We start from the raw sequence: 17,973 nt of genomic DNA on the forward strand, positions 1-17,973 counted from the left end.
CTTCGCCATTGATGAGGATCGTGGTTCCGCTATTTGGACCCAATGACGGTTAGATGAATCCTACTTCCCCCATTGGCGGATTAAGTATTCCACCACCAACTTCATATTTGAATCCATTTTTTACGTCGCATAATACATCTACTACGCATGAACAAGCTTAATTTAGTGAAAAGGAAAGAGCAGCCTCCTTCTAGAGACTGCTCTGTTTATGGTTATTTATTCTTTTTTCGAATCATCATCTGTTAATTCTTCATCTGAATCAGTATTTCCTTCAGATTTTTCTTTTGCTTCCTCATAAGATAATCCAAGTTTTTCATCATCTTCATCTTGAGAATTAATGTTTACCTTGACATCTTTCGTTTCTGAAGCATCATTTTCGTCAACAGAAGGTTCTGGAAGTACTCCATCATCAAATAATGATCTAATTTGTTTTGCATCTAATGTTTCAACTTCTAGCAAAGTTTGTGCAATAAGCTCTAGCTTATCCTTATTTTCCGTTAAGATCGTTTTGGCACGATCATAACAATGGTTAATAAAGTTTTGCATTTCTTGATCAATATCATGAGCAATTGCATCACTATAGTTTTGGTCATTTTGAATATCTTTACCTAGGAAGACTTCTCCACCACCACTAGTAAACTGTAGTGGTCCAAGCTTATCACTCATACCATATTCGGTAATCATCTTACGAGCAATACCTGTTGCACGTTGGAAATCATTCGATGCACCTGTACTTACTTCACCAAATATAATCTCCTCTGCAACACGGCCACCTAATAAGCCAGTAATTTTATCGAAAAGTTCTGGTTTCGTCATGAAGTAACGATCTTCTTTCGGTAGCATAACGGCATATCCACCAGCCTGCCCACGAGGTACAATCGTAACTTTATGAACAATATCTGCATCATCGAGTACCATACCAATAATGGTATGCCCGCTTTCATGATATGCAACAATATTTCTTTCTTTTTCTGAAATGACCCTCGTTTTCTTAGCTGGTCCGGCAATCACACGATCGATTGCTTCGTCAACGTCTAACATGTCGACTACTTTTTTATCATGCCGAGCCGCAACGAGAGCTGCTTCATTAAGTAAGTTTTCTAAATCGGCACCAGAAAAGCCTGGTGTACGCATAGCAATTGTTTTTAAATCAACCGATTCATCAAGTGGCTTATTTTTTGCATGTACTTTTAAGACTGCTTGTCGACCTTTAACATCTGGACGATCTACCGTAATTTGACGGTCAAAACGTCCTGGACGTAATAATGCTGGGTCTAGAATGTCCGGGCGGTTTGTAGCAGCAATAATAATAATACCTTCATTCGCTCCAAAACCATCCATTTCAACAAGTAGCTGGTTTAATGTTTGTTCACGTTCGTCGTGACCTCCACCAAGTCCAGCCCCACGCTGACGCCCAACTGCGTCAATTTCATCAATAAATATAATACAAGGTGCATTTTTCTTCGCATTTTCAAATAGATCACGTACACGAGAAGCACCGACACCAACAAACATCTCAACAAAGTCGGAACCACTTATTGAGAAGAATGGAGTTCCTGCTTCACCAGCAACTGCACGAGCAAGTAATGTTTTACCTGTCCCTGGAGGTCCTACCAATAGGACACCCTTAGGAATACGTGCTCCAATAGCCGCAAACTTACGCGGATCTTTTAAAAATTCAACAACTTCAACAAGTTCTTGTTTTTCTTCGTCTGCACCTGCAACATCTGTAAATCGTACTTTCTTCTTTTCTTCACTATACATCTTAGCCTTACTTTTCCCAAAGTTCATCACGCGACCACCGCCGCCACCTTGAGCCTGACTAAGTAGGAAGAAGAATAACAATCCAATAATTAGAAATGGAATAAGCGTTGTAAAAAGTGTAACCCAAATACTTGGAGTATCTTCTTCAATAACTTTTAATACACTTTGTTCAGAGGCTTGTTCCGTAATAGATGCTATAATATCTGTATTATCTGGTACCTGTGCGATAAACGTTTGCTCATCTGCCAATGTTCCAGTAAAGCGCATAATTCCATTTACCGGTTGCATCGTCATTTCTTCGATTTCACCATTAGATAAAGCATCTGTGAATTGCTTTACATTGAATTCCTTTTCTTGATCGTTTTGTCCATTAAGTACTCCTAAAACTCCGATAATTACCAAGAATAAGAGTAAATAAAAGAACGCATTCCGAAATATTCGGTTCATTGCCTACCTCCTCCCAAGCGGGAAAAACTATAAACAATAGTACCATAGGAAAAAGTTATTTTACAACTAATTGCTCCTTGACAATACTATTATTTTTGATTCTTTATTATTCATTATTAAAGGGTGTAATACATACTATTTTATTCTTCTTCCCCACCATATATTCTTGGTTTCAGGACACCGATATATGGTAAATTACGATACTTTTCCTCGTAGTCTAAACCATAGCCTACAACAAATTCATTCGGTACTTCAAACCCGACAATGTCAGCTTTGATTTTGGCTGTTCTTCCGGATGGCTTGTCCAGCAATGTAACAATTTTAATCGATCTAGCTTTTCTGTATTTAAATAGGTCCACTAAATAGCTAAGTGTTAAACCACTATCAATGATGTCTTCGATAATTAATAAATCACGGCCCTCAACCTGTGTGTTTAGATCTTTAACAATCTTCACTTCACCAGAGGAACGCATTTTACCGCCATAACTTGATACATCCATAAAATCCATTTCAATGTACGTTTCGACATGACGAAGAATATCAGACATAAAAGGCATTGCACCTTTCAAAACTCCGATAGCTAATGGGAATTTCCCATCATACTCTTCCGTTAATTGTCTTCCAAGTTCTTGACATTTTGCTTTAATTTCTTCTTCCGTAATAAGCACTTTTTCAATATCGTTATGCACGATGACCCTCCTAGTATTTCCCTTTTTCATAATATAGTTGAATGAGAGACGTATTTTCTTTGCATGATCCAGATTGTCCTTTTTTCAGACCAACTAGCCACAATATTTCCCCATTATTATCGGTAACTATTGGCCAACTATCCCGATCTGTTAATGGAATTTTCGCGTCGATAAAAATATCCTTTACCTTTTTACTTCCATTTAGGCCTTTCCAGCTCATTCGATCCCCAGGTGCACGAGTTCTTATATGTAACGGAAAGGAACTACTTGCTAAAGAACATACAAAAGTGTGCGAACTCTCTTCAAATGATTCATTTCCTTTTATATGTTTAGCAGAAATTCTTGTCCCATTCGGTAAAATTACTTCCCCTGGTACATCTAATAAATAGTGATAAGTAGGTTTCTCATCATTACCGGGCTTATGAAAGCTAAATGTTATGGTCTTATACGACTTATCCACCTTTAATTGTTGAGGGAAATCCAGTTTAACATTACTTTTATCCCTATGTAATAATGCAAAAAATTGTTCCTCATGTACATACGATAAATTATCAGGCAATTCATCATATAGATAATTTAATATTAGATGATAGGTACGCCTTTGTAAAGCAGTTGCATATGATTGGAATACCTCTATATCAACAGAAATTCCTTTGTTCTCTTTTAATAAATGAACCACATTTTCAAACATATGCTTTGCTTGATTTCGTAAATAATTTTCATCCTCTTGAAGCGATTCACTTAAATGCTGTACTGTAGTATGTATATTATTATTTTTCTCTTTTAGTATTGGTAATACAAACTTTCTAAAATAATTGCGTGTATATTCGGTAGTTTCATTAGATGGATCGAGCCTAGGGGTAATTTGGTGCTCACTACAATAATTCTGTATTTCTTCTTTCGTAACGCAAAGTAAGGGGCGGATAAGCATTCCTGAAGCGAGTTTGCGTTTAAAAGGCATACCCGAAAAACTACTAGAGTTAGCAGTCCGGACAAAACGCATTACCATAGTTTCAACTTGATCATCTCCATGATGTCCTAACGCTAAATAATCACCTTTCAGTTCTTCCATTTGTTCCCGAAAAAACGCATACCTTAACTCGCGAGCTGCCACTTGTGTACCAACACTTTTTTCTCTTTTATATTCTTCCACATCTACTGAGGTAGAGATCAAGCGAATCCCCCATTGTTGACACATTTCTAACACGTACTGTGCATCTGCTTTGCTTTCATCCCCACGCAGTTGATGATCGACCGTAAGTGCAATGATCGTTAATTCCCATTCTGCTCGGATTGATTTAAGATAATGCAACAACGCCATTGAGTCTGGGCCACCAGATACACCTACTAACACCGTAGCCTTTTTAGTTAGCAATTCATGCTTGTTAATAAATGCAGTTACTTGATCCAACATTTCCAACACTACTCTCCGTCACCATTTATTATCCCTTTATTTTATCATATAAACCGATTAGGGGATAATCAAAGAAGAAAGATAATAACCAATAGCTATCCCAATAATTCCTAACGACTCTATCATAAATGGAAGAGTATCCGATGTCGATTTATTGCGTTGATTATGTCGTTGCTGATTTCTAGTTGTTCGTTTTTGTGCTTGATATAGAATGTTTGTAATTTCTTTTTTCATTTCTGAGCTGGAGCTATATTTTCCAAGGATGGCCTTTTTTAGGCAGTAACTAAATGGCTTTAACGCTTTTACATCGTTTATTTTTTTGAATAGTGTTGCTTGGGGCTTAGAGCCTTTTGGAAAACGTTTTGGGTAGAATACACTTAAAAATACCATGACAAATGCAAATAGGTCATAACTTGGTTCAGCTTTCCTTGAGCCCATCTCCCAATAGCCACGATCATAAAACTCGGTGTATTCCTTGATTGCTCTTCCTATTTGTGTCGTTCCCCCTACATCTATCCATCTTACCTTAGGAGGTGAAGAGGCAACAAGCAGATTCTCAGACTTTAAATCACCAAATACCCATCCAGATTGATGTAGCTTCTCTAGATCTTCTAATAATTGAAGCATAAATACTCCAACCCATTCCTTTCCATGGCGCTCTATAAAGTCTGTCATTGGCATTCCACGGACATATTCCATGACGTAGAATGAATACGTACCTTGCGCTGTAACCCAATCATCTACATCCAATAAATAAGGCCCAAGACGATTACCTTGGGCCTTTTCCAGCGACTTTAATACATTTACTTCCATCGTCATTGATGAACTTTTATCACTGATTTTTAATGCTGCTTGTTTACCTTTGGTCTCGCATAAATAAACAGACCCAATCGCGCCATTACCTAGCTTACGTTTAATTTGATACGTGTTCTTATGCCATTTTCCTGTAAGACTCATACCAGGTCTGACAACTATATCAAGCGTTTTCGATGTCTTGTTCATCATTCTTTCTAAAGCTCCTTAGTAAGCTTTTCTTTCCAAATTGATACATCGCTTCACGTATTGCGGGTCCTGTAGGAGTTATGCCTCCACTTGTTAGCTTTGGAAACACAGTTGATACGGCATCCAATTTCGGTGACCAATCAAACACTTTATCAATGTCCTTCCGTTTTCCTGGAAAGCTATATATACTAAAACGATTCCGACCAATTCGTGAATTTAAACTAATAGATAAATCAATTAAAGCTTCTTTAACGGTTGGTAGCTTATCGTTCATACTAGCACTTGTATCAATTAATACGAGAACCTCTAGATCACACGTCTCTCCTAGGTCTTCCACAACCTCCATTATTTCTCCACGTTTTTCTGGTTCTAAATCTTCCATGGATTGCTCTGAACCTAGTATTTGTTTTAACTCCGTATTTACAAAACCTTGTAGTGTTTGGGTCATTGCTTGTTTTGTTACCATTTGCACCGTTTGTGATAGTGCTTGTTTGTACACCAATTGGCTTACTCCACCACCTGACAAGGCAATGTCTTCAACCTCCTGTAAGCCTTCTGGATCTTCGGTTTGGTCATCATCTAAAATACCAATTACATTAACCGTGATCCCCTGTTGATGCGCTAATGCTGCTGTAGCAGCTGGATCTTCCCCTTTATTAGAGCAACCATCCGTGATTAATAGAATTTGTTTCAAAGTCCCCTTTTTCATCATCAAACACCTCCAACTTATTCCTTTACCATCTTCGCCATTAGAAGGACAATTTATACATAAAAAACTACCTCAAAACAATAACTTTTCTTGTTTTGAGGTAGTTTATTAGTTTTATTCCTCTATTGCGACCAAAGAACAGGAAAATCCCACTTACTTATTGAGCCTTATCTTGATAGATTGGAACAGATGACCATTCCGGGGTATTTTTCTTTATTTTTGCCACCAATACCGTCATATCATCCTCAATGGCTCCTGACCTTGTACGTACGACTTCCTCAAGCAATAGATCAGCAATTTCCTGAGGGTCGTCCGTTTCCATTTCACGAATTTTTCGCTTCACCCATATATCAGTATTTTCTACATGTTTTGGTCCTTCAAAAATACCATCACTCATCATAATCAATAGATCCTCTGCCATTAATTGCTCACTTACAATGTCTACGTCAAATTCCTGAATAATACCAATTGGTAAATTACTAGCTTCAATTTTTCGCATTTCGTCCCCGCGTTTAATAAAACTAGGTGTCGACCCTATTTTTAGGAAGCGAACAAATGCATTATGCAAATTGATGACAGCCAAATCTAATGTAGCAAACATTTCATCTGTTGTCCGTAATGCTAGAATGGAATTAATGGACTTAATCGCTACTTTTTCCGGAATACCTGTTTGTAAAATCTGCTGGAGAAGCCTTAATGTTTCTCCACTTTCTTCATTTGCTCGTGCACCATTTCCCATTCCATCACTTATTGCCATCGCATATTTCCCAGCGCCTAGTTCAATCATCGTATAACTATCACCTGAGACTATACCACCACCCTTGGCGGCATGTGCAACACCAGTTTCCACTGCAAACTCCTTTGCGGATCCAAATTGAAGGAAGGAGTATCCATTTGGAAAAGGAGAAATCTCGTCATGCTTTAATATAATTGTTTCGTTTAATATATCGGATAGCACAGGAGCAATTAATTTTTCACCTTCTCCACGATATTCATAAAACGAGACGGCCATTTCAATATCTACGTTTCCTTTTTCCAATTGATAGACATCCAGTTTTTCCAATTCAATTCCTAATGACTTTAAGGCATGTACTATTTGCAGTTCCTGTTTTTCATGATGTTCGCGTTCCTTTAGTATTTCTTTAGCGAAGTCTTCCATCACTTCTGATACGCCTTGTAATTGTTCTGCTACTAATCGTTTGCTTTCCAAAACTTGCTTTTTCAACTTTCGATTTGCATCAAAATAGGACATTTCCTCTTTCATCGTATCCATTACTCTTTTGGACTTAACACAATGGTTCTCAAAATCTCGTACTACCTTTCGATTCGGTTCATGTCCATCCATATATTCATCTTTCATTTCTTCCATTAATGAATACGTTTTATCAAATTGTTGCTGCCAGCAGCGCTCCTTCATGAAGCAGGTTTGACATGTCTTTTCCGTTACCTGACTTAAAAAGTAGTCGGTTTCCCTTTGTGTTTCTGCTTCATCTTCAGAGAAATTCTCTGCATTAATAAAACTCTTTGACAATGCAGCAAAGACATCTGAAAATTGCTCCACCCGCTTAGCTGTTACGTTTCTAACTTTTTGTAAATACTGTTCTTGTTCATTTGTGTGTTCTTCCGTACCTGGAATATAGCGAGATATTTGTTTAAACCAACTTGCTGGTGTAATAAAAAATAAAAAGATAGCTGCCAAAGATTCAATAAATGAAGGGACAATTGTTCCTGTATCTCCATAAATCCCAACTAAAAATGTTCCAACTAATAACCCGGTTGCTACTCCTATTTTTCTTCCTTCTTTTAACAAACCTCCTAGTAATCCAGAGAATGCTAGAAGGCTCATCTGATAGAGACTTGCTACGTTTGCTAAAGATAGAATTAGACCAGCTACTACTCCAACCGTAGAACCAATCGCTGCCCCACCGACAAAAGCCAGGATTAAGACAAAATAACGAGATAATACTTGTTCAATAGAGGCATCATATAATTCCCAGCCTACCGTTCCGGTTAAGATAGAGGCGATTAAAATAATCATACAAACAATTTCTTCATTTTTTAAAGATGGTTTGTATCGTTTGGGTGATAATAACGGAACACTCTGCATAAAAATTAATACTAAGATCGTTCCTAGTACTCCCTCAACCAGTAATAACATCCAATCATACGAAGATAGTTGTCCGTTAAGGGAAGATAAAAATAATCGAGGTGCCACCGTTGCCAAAAATACAAATAGTGGGATCTTGACCTGTTGATGCCTCGTATTCTTAAAAACCCCAGCTAGCAAGATAAATAAAAACATAGCAATTCCAATAAATATACTATGATTAAATGAGAAGGTTAATGCACCAACTAGTATTGCTAGCATAGCCTTTGGAGCATGACTTTTCTGTATAAACCATAACGTTGCCAAAAATGCAACGGCAAAAGGAGATACAGCAGACAAGATCACAGCTCGTCCTAATAGAAATCCAACAATGACAAACAGCCATCCTTTATCAATTAAAATTGTTTTAATACGTGTATAAATACCTCTTCGAATCTTCTCCAGGTTGGTTTGTTCTACATCTAAGGCTTTCGTTTCCACTCTTGGAATTGAATCCATCATATTTAAACCACTCCCTCTAAATAGCATACTAAACCATGATGAATTCTTTTTTTGTCAAAACAAGGAGCAAATTATAAAAATCGTTCGACTTGTTTCAATGAGTAACAACAAAAAATGAGGCTGGGACAAAACCCAGTAAATTAATATAAGCGTGTTCCTTACCGTTTTTTGATGGTAAGGGACACGCTTATTATTTTGCATTGAATTTTCTGATTTTGTAGTAAACAAAAAGGACACCATCTGATAAAATTAAAGTACGACCAATAACTTTTTTCGGAGGTGTCCTTATGTCGTATTATAACATGAACCAAGTAGTTTTACCTATGGATTTAGAAATGAAATTAAAAGAAAATGACATTGCCTTTGCGATTAATAATTTAGTAGAGAGTATTCCTGAAGAGGCTTTTGAACCGTTTAGAAAAGAGACAGGCCGTCCACCTTACCCTGCACGAATGATGATGAAGATTATTTTATGCGGCTACACACAGTTTGCCTTTTCTGGAAGAAAGATTCAAGCGTTAGTAGAGGATAGTGTCCGTATGATGTGGTTAGCTCAAGGTCGTGAGCCTAGTTATAAAACCATCAATCGTTTTCGTGTCGACCCTTATGCGAAAGAATTACTGCGTGAATGCTTTGTCCAATTTCGTTCCCAGTTAGTAAAAGAGGAAAAGATTGAAGAAGAAGCTATTTTCATAGATGGAACAAAGCTGGAAGCCAATGCGAATAAATTCACGTTTGTTTGGCGGAAATCAGTTGAAAAATATAGTGCTAGTTTGGTTGATAAGTCGAATCAAGTGTATGAAGAGCTGATTGAAAAGCAAATCATTCCGGAAATAGAGCGCGACGATTTTGATGAGTTATCCATCGAAGAAATGAAAGAGATTGTGGAAAAATTGAGCGAAAAAATCGAGGCCTACGACCAAAAAATAGAAGCAAGTGACCTAGGTGAAGAACGGAAACAGCTACGTTCTGATCGAAAGGAACCAAAACAATATCGTAAGCAATTTGAAGATTTTATTAGGCGCAAACAAAAGTACCAAAAGGACATGGAGATTTTCCATGTTCGCAATAGTTACTCCAAAACAGATCATGACGCTACTTTCATGCGGATGAAAGATGACTATATGATAAATGGCCAGTTGAAGGCCGGTTATAATATACAACTCGCAACAGAAGGTCAATATGCGCTCGCTTACGATATTTTTCCGAACCCAACGGACACGCGCACCTTGATTCCCTTTCTGAACACGATCGAGGAAAAATTCTTTGAGCTACCAAAATATATCGTAGCAGATGCAGGGTATGGTAGTGAACAAAATTATGAAGATATTATCGAGAACCGTAATCGAACTCCCCTTATTACTTACAATCAATATCGAAAGGAGAAGAAAAAGAAATATAAGAACAACGCTTTTCATGTCGACAATTGGGAATACAATGCAGATGAGGATGCATTTACGTGTCCGAATGGAAAGAAAGTGCGATTTAGCCATATCTCCCACCGCACCGACAAATACGGATATACACGAGAATTTAAAGTGTACGAATGTGAGGACTGTACAGGCTGTCCACTTCGCGATTTATGCACGAAAGCAAAGGTAGGAAACAACCGCAAAGTATCCCGAAATGAAAAGTGGGAATCACAAAAAGAATATGTCAGAGAGAAGCTTTCGGACGAGAAAACTGGTGAAATTTATGGGAAACGTAAAATTGACGTAGAGCCAGTCTTCGGATTTCTGAAGGCTAATTTGGGTTTCACTCGAATGTCCGTCAGGGGCAAAGAGAAAGTGAAAAATGAACTAGGATTCGCGTTAATGGCGGTAAACTTGAGGAAGTATACCGCCAAAAATGGCAAATCAATATTAAAAAACAAAAGTGACTCCACAAAAAATGGTTCCGTGCGATTTTTAATCGCTCGGAACCATTTTTTTATTACTTTTGGCTAGTTTTGTCCCAGCCTCATTCATCGTAAAGCAAATCTTCAATTAGTTGGGTATTCTTCACTCCTAATTTTATCCCGTTAAAGTGGGGGTTTACAATGTACTTGCAGTGCTAATGCAGACAATGGACAGCACATCACGTCACCATCTATGTCGGTCCGCCCGTTATATAAGGGGTAAAAACCGTTTCATAATTTGAATCGTAGCAGCATGTAATCCTTCGTGATATATTGTCCGAATTAATGCCTGCTCAACCGTATGTATTCCCATTTCAGTAGGCTCAAACTCCTCATCCATGCGTGTTATATAGTTTGTTTCAATCACTTTCGGTTGCTCGTTTAGAAGGATAATTAACTGATTCAGAGAAGGAGTTTCATCCGAAAAGTTATCTGGATTGGTCCCAAATCCAAACCAATTGGTAAATGAATCATCGATTAAATCCCTTTCTTTTGTGACTGTCTGAATCCATAGGTATTGATCCAAATATATATGGCCTAAATTCCATCGTATATTATTGTTGAAGCCATCAGGAGTATAATCAGCCTGAGATGTGGTTATATCCTTTACTAAGGATAAGGTTTCTTCTCGATACGTTTTCATTTGTCTAAAAAGAACCTTTATTCTTTTATCCATATACCTACTTCCTTTCAAATGTTTCTAACTGTATTCGCTTCCCCCTTCTAAAATTCCTTTAATATTATGTCGAAATAAATAAATCTATTGACACGATTCGAATCCTCATGTAATATATTTTTTGTTGACTTAACATGGCGGTGTAGCTCAGCTGGCGAGAGCGTACGGTTCATACCCGTGAGGTCGGGGGTTCGATCCCCTCCGCCGCCACTCATTAATCTAATCCTGTCCCTATCTGAGGAGCAGGATTTTTTATTTCACTTAGTCACTGTTGATGGATTATGCGATATAATTCTTGTAGCTATAGTTAAAAATTTAAATGACGATTGTTTAGCGTTTCGACAACCGCTACGGAAATACATTACGCTTTCCGCGGGAACAGCATGTGTCCGAAGACCCCGCATTGATGCGCCTACGTCTACAAGTAACTCTTCGAAGCCAATTCCTCGGCGCAAGGGAACAAAGAAGCATATTCAAGTAGTTCCCTGGCTGAGGCCGTGCCCGTGGAAAGCGAAGCATTCTGCTGTAGCGGTATTCTAAAACTACATCCATTAGTAATGGAAATTCGAAACAAAATGTTACGTCGCATTATATACATAAAGCTCATTAATACCTTTTTCATTAGCAATAAAGAAAAAGCAGGTACCAAATTTTGAATAGGTACCTGCTTTATATTCCCTACATCGGATAGCAACCGATGTTCCGTCATTGACAATTAGTATTATGATTTAAAAGTTATAGAGCATTCTCTATAGACAGCAACTGCTATCCTCTCTTAGCACCTCGACCCCCACGTCTGGATTCCGTGTGCTTCTTTAAAGAGGCTAAACGGTCTTCAGAATCTTTAAGAAAACGGTTCATTTTTGCTTCAAACGATTCCGTGCGTTCTTTAGTGTTTCTTTGACGTACCGGTTTATCTTTGGCTTTTTTTATCGATAAACCTATCTTACCATCCTTTTCGACATTAATAACTTTAACTTTTACCTCATCACCAACAGATAAATGTTCATTAATGTCTTTAACATAGTTGTCGGCAACCTCACTAATATGGACAAGGCCAGTAGTTCCTTCTCCGATTTCAACAAAAGCACCAAAATTAGTGATTCCTGTTACCTTCCCTTGCAGCTTGCTGCCTACTTCGATTGACATAAAAAAAATGCTCCTCCTTAAGATTTTAAATATACTCACTTATATATTATAGCTAAGCTTGTAAAAGTGTGTCAATATGACGGGTCTTCCTCAGGAATTTTAAAAATTAATTCCCCTTCCTTGGATAAAAAGTAATTTGTACGGGCAATATCAAGTATATATTCTTCATCATTCAGTAATTTAATTTCTTCTTTGTATTTTTCCTCGTTATCTTTTAATTTTTCCAATTGGCTTTGTAATTGTTTATATTCTTCAACTTTTTCAGCATGTACAGATCTTTGTTTAAAATGGTATGTTGTCATGGTTCCTACTGTAAGAGCCACTATGACCGAAAATAAAACAAGACGTCGAATCAAACGTTTCTTTTTCCTCTTTTGTCTTTCTATGTAAGCATCATATTGCTGCATATAATTTGAATCTAATCTTGCTACTGTTTTTCTTTTCTCAGGCATAGCTTTACCTCCTCTTTAATGCAATATACTCTAGCCATTTTTTATATATATTCTTTATTTTACTATAAAATCCTGCTAGATTGTGAAAAAATACGTGGATTTTTTTTGGTAGCATGCGGTATATTACATTAAGCATCCATTTAATTGGAGATAGGAGGATAAATAATACATACTTTAGTACAACGAAAATTGCATTAACTATAAATAGGATAATAGTAATCATTGCTTGTACAATATACTTAACTGGTGTAAAAACTAAGCTATTTACAACTCTTGCAAGGAACTCATAGATGTCAATTCCAATTACAATTAATCGTTCTAATAACCGTTTATATATGTTTGCAGCGATTACTTGATAGATCGAAAAACCAAGTAAACCTGCCACAAACACATATACCCTTAACTCACCAGAATTAACGCGAAATAAAATATAATACAAGATAAATGTTTGTGTTAGCCAAAAGCTAACCTCCATGAAATAAGCCAAAAATGTACGACTTTTCCAATGCCTCGCAAATCGTCGGAATGTTTCTTGAGCTATTCCTAAATAAAAGCCCCCTAAAACCATTGCGATCATTGTTAGGAACTGTACACTTAACGTCATTTAAATAGCTTGCTAAAGAACCCTTTAGCTTTCTCCTGCTGGTATTCATCTACATAGGAAAGCTCATAGATTTTTCCTTTAATTGACACGACACCTTCACTAACATCCAAATTCTTCAGCTGTAAATTTTGGCCACGGACAATCAGATAACCCATAACCGTTTCCAGTAAAAATTCCTCATTGTCAAAGCTATCTACTTCTTTAACACCTGTAATCTCTAATAACTTACGATTATTAATTTTTAATTGGTGATCCTGTTGTTGAACATTTCTAGTACTCGTTTCTTTATCATAATAATGGTTCATATGCCTTCCTCCCTTATCAATAATACTTTATGAATGGAAGGACAAGTATAGAACTTTAAGCGTTAATTTTTTCTTCTTTTATTACATTGTATAGCATACTTGCTTCATCCTTTTTTACAGTCTCTTTTAAAGACACTACCTCAAGAGTTACTAGTTTCTGACCAAATTTAATTGTTAATTCGTCTCCGATAGCAACTGTTGATGAAGCTTTTGCTTGATTTCCGTTAATTGTTATCCTACCTTGGTCAGCAACTTCTTTTGCCAATGTACGTCGTTTTATTAACCTAGAAATTTTTAAAAATTTATCTAAACGCATTCTATCACTCTCTCTTCTTAGCTTGATTCCAATAATAGTCCATTTCCTCTAGAGATGATTGATCCATTTCTTTTCCATTTTGTTGAATTTGTTCCTCAATATAGGAAAAACGAGAAATGAATTTTTGGTTTGTTTGATTTAAGGCTATTTCTGGATTTATTTTATAATAGCGAGAAATATTTGCTAGGACAAATAAAATATCTCCTAATTCCTTTTCTATCTCACCCATGTTTTTCTCCGCTATTGCTTCTTTTACTTCCTCAATCTCCTCATCTAGTTTTTTCCAGATATCTTGAACATCATCCCAATCAAATCCAACTTTTGCAGCTTTTTTTTGTAATTTGTAGGCTTTTGCTAATGAAGGTAAATGGTTAGGGACACCATCAAGTATCGATTTTCTATGTTCCCCTTTTTCTTCTTTTTTCAAGACATCCCAATTCTTATAAACATCGTCAACGGTATTTACTTTCGTATCTTGAAATACATGGGGATGACGGTGAATCATTTTTTCTGTAATAGAACGGATGACATCATCAATTGTAAAATAGCCGTCATCTTCACCAATTTGACTATGGAGCATGACCTGTAGCAAATTATCCCCTAATTCTTCAATAATACCTTCATCATCTTCATCATCAATTGCTTCGATAAGTTCATAAACTTCCTCAATAGCATATTCTCTTAAAGACTCATGGGTTTGCTCCCTATCCCATGGACAACCGTCTGGCCCTCGAAGTATCGCAATTACTTCTCTTAACCGGGAGAAGGAATGGTTCAATAAGTCCTTAGGTGCCGGTGGAATATATACACTGGTTAGGTTACTTACCTCCAGGGAACGATCAAGTTCTTCTAGGTTAAGTTGTTGAATTCTTTCCTGTTCACTCCCTGCTGCCTCTACAACGGTTATGACATAGTCAGCTGGTAAATCTTCTAGTAACGCAAGCTTTACCTCCGAAGCAATCATCTTATCATACACTTGGCAGAAAACAAGATGGTTACGATAATTTAGTTCCGATCGGTTAAACGCTGTACCATCAACAAATTGAAAGCCTTCAATTGGGTCGATCTTTAAGGACGTAAATAAATCGTCTAAGTAGCTTTGCCCTCCAAGGATCTTCGTTTCTACATTAGGGTCCTCCAGCAATAATTGGACTGTTTTTTCTGCAAGCATTGGGTGTCCTGGGACAGCATAAATAATCGCATTCGTTTCAGCTTGAGCCTTTAACTTCTCAACAATCATTTGATAAACTGCTTCGAACTCATCATGTTTTTCGTATACATCATCAAATGATTGAAAAGATACTCCCTCGTCTTGCAGTTGACCAATTACAGGGTGATCCATTGTGCGCACAAAAATGGACTTGTTTGCAGTTGTCAATTTTTTATAAATACCTAAGGATAATTGGTCAATATTACCTGCTCCAAGGCCAATAATTTCTATTTCCACGTTACTTCCTCCTTTGTAACCGGGTTAATTTTGAAGCGAATGGTAGCATTGCTAATTCTTTTTCAGTAAACGCCCCGAATCGTATAAGCAAACTAATATATATTCCCCCACCAATAACAACAATCGATACGATGTATACAAGTAATCCAACTCTTGAAAAAGATAAACGACCACCTGTAATTAATTCCATTAATAATAGAAATCCAATCATGGAGCTTGCTGCAATTAAAAATGACTTCCACTGTACTTTTTTGAACATAGTTAACCCCTGGTGCTTCCGTTTTAATTCAAATAATGCGATAGTGCATAACGCCAATAGACTAAATACAGTTGCTAGCGCGGCCCCTGTAACTCCCAAAGTAGGTACCAATAACTGATTCCCAATCCATTTGATAAATAAAGCTCCTAAAATAAATCCTGCTGTTCTTTTGATATAACCTAATCCTTGTAAGATGGATAGGGCGGTTATCGAAATCGAGCTTAACACAATAGCAACAACTAAAACCCGTAACGTAGCTGTTCCTTCATCATTTTGAAACAATAATACATTCGCTTCTGGGAAAATAATTATTAACCCAATGGTAGCACCTGCAGCAATATAAAAACTAAATACTACCGAGCTTTGAACCCTTTTATAGAAAGCATCTCTATCTGCCTTTAAATTCCGTTGTGTAATCGCAGGTATTAGTGCAAGGGCAAACGAAGATCCTAATACCGTTCCAAGCTGTATTAAAGGTTGACCTCGATCATAAACACCTTTTGTTTCCATTGCTTGATACGAAGTTAACCCATATTCCACCAAACTTGGTATAAGCGTAAACGAATCTGCAAATTGAAGTAACAGCAATATCATGTGATTCATAGAGGCCACTACACCAAAAGTCAGAATGGTACGCATATAGTAGTTCCATGGGATAGGATAGTTGTCATTAGAAACTGGTTTATACTTTATAAAAAAAAGAAACAATATGAAAATTGATCCACATACGCCAATCAGACCAGCTACTCCACCTGCTTTACCAATCTCATATATATTTAATCCCTGTGTTGCTACTAAATACGCGGCACCAATAATAATACCTACTCGAAACAATTGCTCACCGATTTGGGAGAGTGCTGTCGGTACCATAAAAAACTCACCTTGAAACACTCCGCGAAGCAAAACAGAAAAAGGTAATAATAAAAAGACAAAGGCTGCCATTTTATATGTATTTGTTAAATGACGATCGCCAACCCAAACAGCAATTGAATCTGCATTTAATCGTAAAAATAAAAACAATGCAAGGTTAATTCCAATTAAGATTAGTAAGACTGGTAAATAAAAATTTCTAAAGGATAAGTTATTACCATTTCCCTTTAAATCCACGGTTATTTTAGATATTGCCGAGGGAAAACCATATAAGCCTAGTACAAGAGCAATGCCTAAAATTGGATAAACCTGTTGATACACATAAAAGCCAACATCTCCAGTTAAATTTTGTAATGGAATTCGGTAACCAGCGCTTAAAACCTTACTAATTAATCCAGCTAAAGTAAGGAGTAAAGCCCCTTTAACCATTTTATCTGATGCCATAATATACTTCCCTTTTATCTCTCATACACTCAATTTATGTATACTTACGTCATATGCAATCATTATAGCATACATAGTTAGCAATATATTTAAGAAACGAAGAAGTACATTTTATTGTTCATTTCTTATATAACGCATCCCGTTAACCAATAAATAATTGGTCAGAATCTCATGGATTGTTACGAATTAAAAAAAGGGGTAAAAATCAGCCATCAACCAATTTTTACCCACCTACCTCTATAGACGTTATTCCATTTGTTTTGCGAGAAAGCTTGCTGCAGTCTCTACAGATTTCTGTTCAACTTCACTAAGCTTGCCTTCTCTAGAAAATATCATCACACAACCAATTGGGTCACCATTAGCAATTATTGGGCTAAGACAGTATGCGTTCAATTCTTCTTCTTTTCCTTGAAGTATTTCTACATTTTTTGCTTCAGTTTCTGTTATAACAGAACGGTTTTCAATTGCTTTTTCTAACTGTTGGCCTATGTTTTGGTTTAAGTAATCTTTTTTAGATTCTCCTGCTACGGCTATTATTTCATCTCGATCACAGATTATGACCGGAAAGTGAAGTGAGTCAAATAAAGCTTGAGCATATTCTGTTGCAAAATTTCCTAGTTCGTTGATTGGGGAATACTTCTTAAGAATTACCTCACCTTCACGATCAATAAAAATTTCTAATGGATCTCCTTCACGTATACGTAATGTTCTTCTAATTTCTTTCGGGATGACTACTCTACCTAAATCATCAATCCGTCTTACAATTCCTGTTGCCTTCATTCGTATGAAGCCTCACTTTCTATGATGATCTTTTTAGGCGCACCTTAAAATCTTAGCCTTTTATTTGCACTAATGGTGAAAGAGTATGTTTTTGATATTTATCAAAAACAGAAAACTAAATGGACACAACTTGCTTTCCTA

At 36.8% G+C, this 17,973-nt stretch carries 16 protein-coding genes and 1 tRNA gene; 2 read left to right on the plus strand and 15 right to left on the minus strand.

Going from position 1 to position 17,973, the window contains the following annotated elements; translation table 11 throughout:
* Positions 1–216: 216 nt before the first annotated feature.
* From ftsH to spoIIE, 6 genes are all read right to left on the minus strand, one after another.
* On the minus strand, positions 217–2,211 hold the full coding sequence (gene ftsH / locus BMX40_RS18455) for an ATP-dependent zinc metalloprotease FtsH (RefSeq protein ID WP_090872736.1): 1,995 nt from the start codon (positions 2,209–2,211) through the stop codon (positions 217–219).
* 140 nt (positions 2,212–2,351) lie between these two features.
* A complete protein-coding gene (gene hpt, locus BMX40_RS18460) occupies positions 2,352–2,900 on the minus strand; it encodes a hypoxanthine phosphoribosyltransferase (protein WP_090872737.1) in 549 nt (182 codons plus the stop codon).
* Between the two features lie 10 nt (positions 2,901–2,910).
* Positions 2,911–4,314: a tRNA lysidine(34) synthetase TilS gene (gene tilS, locus BMX40_RS18465; protein WP_090872786.1), complete on the minus strand. Its 1,404-nt coding sequence runs from the start codon at positions 4,312–4,314 to the stop codon at positions 2,911–2,913.
* Positions 4,315–4,371: 57 nt separating this feature from the next.
* The gene (locus tag BMX40_RS18470) at positions 4,372–5,319 is read right to left on the minus strand and encodes a protein kinase domain-containing protein (protein ID WP_342028696.1); all 948 of its coding nucleotides are present in this window, start codon (positions 5,317–5,319) and stop codon (positions 4,372–4,374) included.
* A complete protein-coding gene (locus BMX40_RS18475) occupies positions 5,291–6,025 on the minus strand; it encodes a VWA domain-containing protein (RefSeq protein ID WP_090872788.1) in 735 nt (244 codons plus the stop codon). The genes BMX40_RS18470 and BMX40_RS18475 overlap by 29 nt, the downstream gene beginning before the upstream one ends.
* 157 nt (positions 6,026–6,182) lie before the next feature.
* On the minus strand, positions 6,183–8,633 hold the full coding sequence (spoIIE, locus tag BMX40_RS18480; RefSeq protein WP_090872739.1) for a stage II sporulation protein E: 2,451 nt from the start codon (positions 8,631–8,633) through the stop codon (positions 6,183–6,185).
* Positions 8,634–8,920: 287 nt separating this feature from the next.
* Between spoIIE and BMX40_RS18485 the strand changes: the two genes are divergently transcribed.
* A complete protein-coding gene (locus BMX40_RS18485; RefSeq protein ID WP_342028697.1) occupies positions 8,921–10,579 on the plus strand; it encodes an IS1182 family transposase in 1,659 nt (552 codons plus the stop codon).
* 159 nt (positions 10,580–10,738) lie between these two features.
* On the opposite strand, the gene BMX40_RS18490 is transcribed toward BMX40_RS18485, so the two are convergent.
* Positions 10,739–11,206, minus strand: a complete 468-nt coding sequence (locus tag BMX40_RS18490) for a DinB family protein (RefSeq protein ID WP_090872741.1) — start codon at positions 11,204–11,206, stop codon at positions 10,739–10,741.
* Between the two features lie 136 nt (positions 11,207–11,342).
* On the opposite strand from BMX40_RS18490, the gene BMX40_RS18495 reads away from it, so the two are divergent.
* A tRNA-Met gene (locus tag BMX40_RS18495) sits at positions 11,343–11,416 on the plus strand.
* A gap of 555 nt (positions 11,417–11,971) precedes the next feature.
* Here BMX40_RS18495 and BMX40_RS18500 read toward each other — a convergent pair.
* From BMX40_RS18500 to spoVT, 8 genes are all read right to left on the minus strand, one after another.
* Positions 11,972–12,355 (minus strand): S1 domain-containing RNA-binding protein, encoded by a 384-nt coding sequence (locus BMX40_RS18500; RefSeq protein ID WP_090872743.1) that lies wholly within the window; start codon positions 12,353–12,355, stop codon positions 11,972–11,974.
* A 71-nt stretch (positions 12,356–12,426) separates the two neighbouring features.
* Positions 12,427–12,807, minus strand: a complete 381-nt coding sequence (locus BMX40_RS18505; protein ID WP_090872745.1) for an FtsB family cell division protein — start codon at positions 12,805–12,807, stop codon at positions 12,427–12,429.
* A gap of 4 nt (positions 12,808–12,811) precedes the next feature.
* Positions 12,812–13,411 (minus strand): spore cortex biosynthesis protein YabQ, encoded by a 600-nt coding sequence (gene yabQ, locus BMX40_RS18510; RefSeq protein WP_090872748.1) that lies wholly within the window; start codon positions 13,409–13,411, stop codon positions 12,812–12,814.
* Positions 13,408–13,716, minus strand: coding sequence for a sporulation protein YabP (yabP, locus tag BMX40_RS18515; RefSeq protein WP_090872749.1), 309 nt, complete (start codon positions 13,714–13,716; stop codon positions 13,408–13,410). Before yabP ends, yabQ begins: the two co-directional genes overlap by 4 nt.
* A 55-nt stretch (positions 13,717–13,771) precedes the next feature.
* Positions 13,772–14,032 carry an RNA-binding S4 domain-containing protein gene (locus BMX40_RS18520; protein ID WP_090872751.1) on the minus strand — a complete coding sequence of 87 codons (261 nt, stop codon included), beginning with the start codon at positions 14,030–14,032 and terminating at the stop codon, positions 13,772–13,774.
* A gap of 4 nt (positions 14,033–14,036) precedes the next feature.
* Complete coding sequence (gene yabN / locus BMX40_RS18525) at positions 14,037–15,479, minus strand: bifunctional methyltransferase/pyrophosphohydrolase YabN (protein ID WP_090872753.1); 1,443 nt, start codon at positions 15,477–15,479, stop codon at positions 14,037–14,039.
* Position 15,480: 1 nt separating this feature from the next.
* Positions 15,481–17,052, minus strand: a complete 1,572-nt coding sequence (locus tag BMX40_RS18530) for a putative polysaccharide biosynthesis protein (protein ID WP_090872756.1) — start codon at positions 17,050–17,052, stop codon at positions 15,481–15,483.
* Positions 17,053–17,298: 246 nt separating this feature from the next.
* Positions 17,299–17,832, minus strand: a complete 534-nt coding sequence (spoVT, locus tag BMX40_RS18535; protein ID WP_090872758.1) for a stage V sporulation protein T — start codon at positions 17,830–17,832, stop codon at positions 17,299–17,301.
* Positions 17,833–17,973 lie beyond the last annotated feature (141 nt).

It is taken from the genome of Oceanobacillus limi (assembly GCF_900111445.1).
In the GTDB taxonomy this organism is placed as follows: Bacteria; Bacillota; Bacilli; order Bacillales; family Amphibacillaceae; genus Ornithinibacillus; species Ornithinibacillus limi.

Coding starts and splice junctions, on each gene's coding strand:
- ftsH (WP_090872736.1), bottom strand. CDS start 2,211: ATGAACCGAATATTTCGGAATGCGTTCTTTTATTTACTCTTATTCTTG.
- tilS (WP_090872786.1), bottom strand. CDS start 4,314: ATGTTGGATCAAGTAACTGCATTTATTAACAAGCATGAATTGCTAACT.
- BMX40_RS18470 (WP_342028696.1), bottom strand. CDS start 5,319: ATGATGAACAAGACATCGAAAACGCTTGATATAGTTGTCAGACCTGGT.
- BMX40_RS18475 (WP_090872788.1), bottom strand. CDS start 6,025: ATGAAAAAGGGGACTTTGAAACAAATTCTATTAATCACGGATGGTTGC.
- spoIIE (WP_090872739.1), bottom strand. CDS start 8,633: ATGATGGATTCAATTCCAAGAGTGGAAACGAAAGCCTTAGATGTAGAA.
- BMX40_RS18485 (WP_342028697.1), top strand. CDS start 8,921: ATGTCGTATTATAACATGAACCAAGTAGTTTTACCTATGGATTTAGAA.
- BMX40_RS18490 (WP_090872741.1), bottom strand. CDS start 11,206: ATGGATAAAAGAATAAAGGTTCTTTTTAGACAAATGAAAACGTATCGA.
- BMX40_RS18500 (WP_090872743.1), bottom strand. CDS start 12,355: ATGTCAATCGAAGTAGGCAGCAAGCTGCAAGGGAAGGTAACAGGAATC.
- BMX40_RS18505 (WP_090872745.1), bottom strand. CDS start 12,807: ATGCCTGAGAAAAGAAAAACAGTAGCAAGATTAGATTCAAATTATATG.
- yabQ (WP_090872748.1), bottom strand. CDS start 13,411: ATGACGTTAAGTGTACAGTTCCTAACAATGATCGCAATGGTTTTAGGG.
- yabP (WP_090872749.1), bottom strand. CDS start 13,716: ATGAACCATTATTATGATAAAGAAACGAGTACTAGAAATGTTCAACAA.
- BMX40_RS18520 (WP_090872751.1), bottom strand. CDS start 14,032: ATGCGTTTAGATAAATTTTTAAAAATTTCTAGGTTAATAAAACGACGT.
- BMX40_RS18530 (WP_090872756.1), bottom strand. CDS start 17,052: ATGGCATCAGATAAAATGGTTAAAGGGGCTTTACTCCTTACTTTAGCT.
- spoVT (WP_090872758.1), bottom strand. CDS start 17,832: ATGAAGGCAACAGGAATTGTAAGACGGATTGATGATTTAGGTAGAGTA.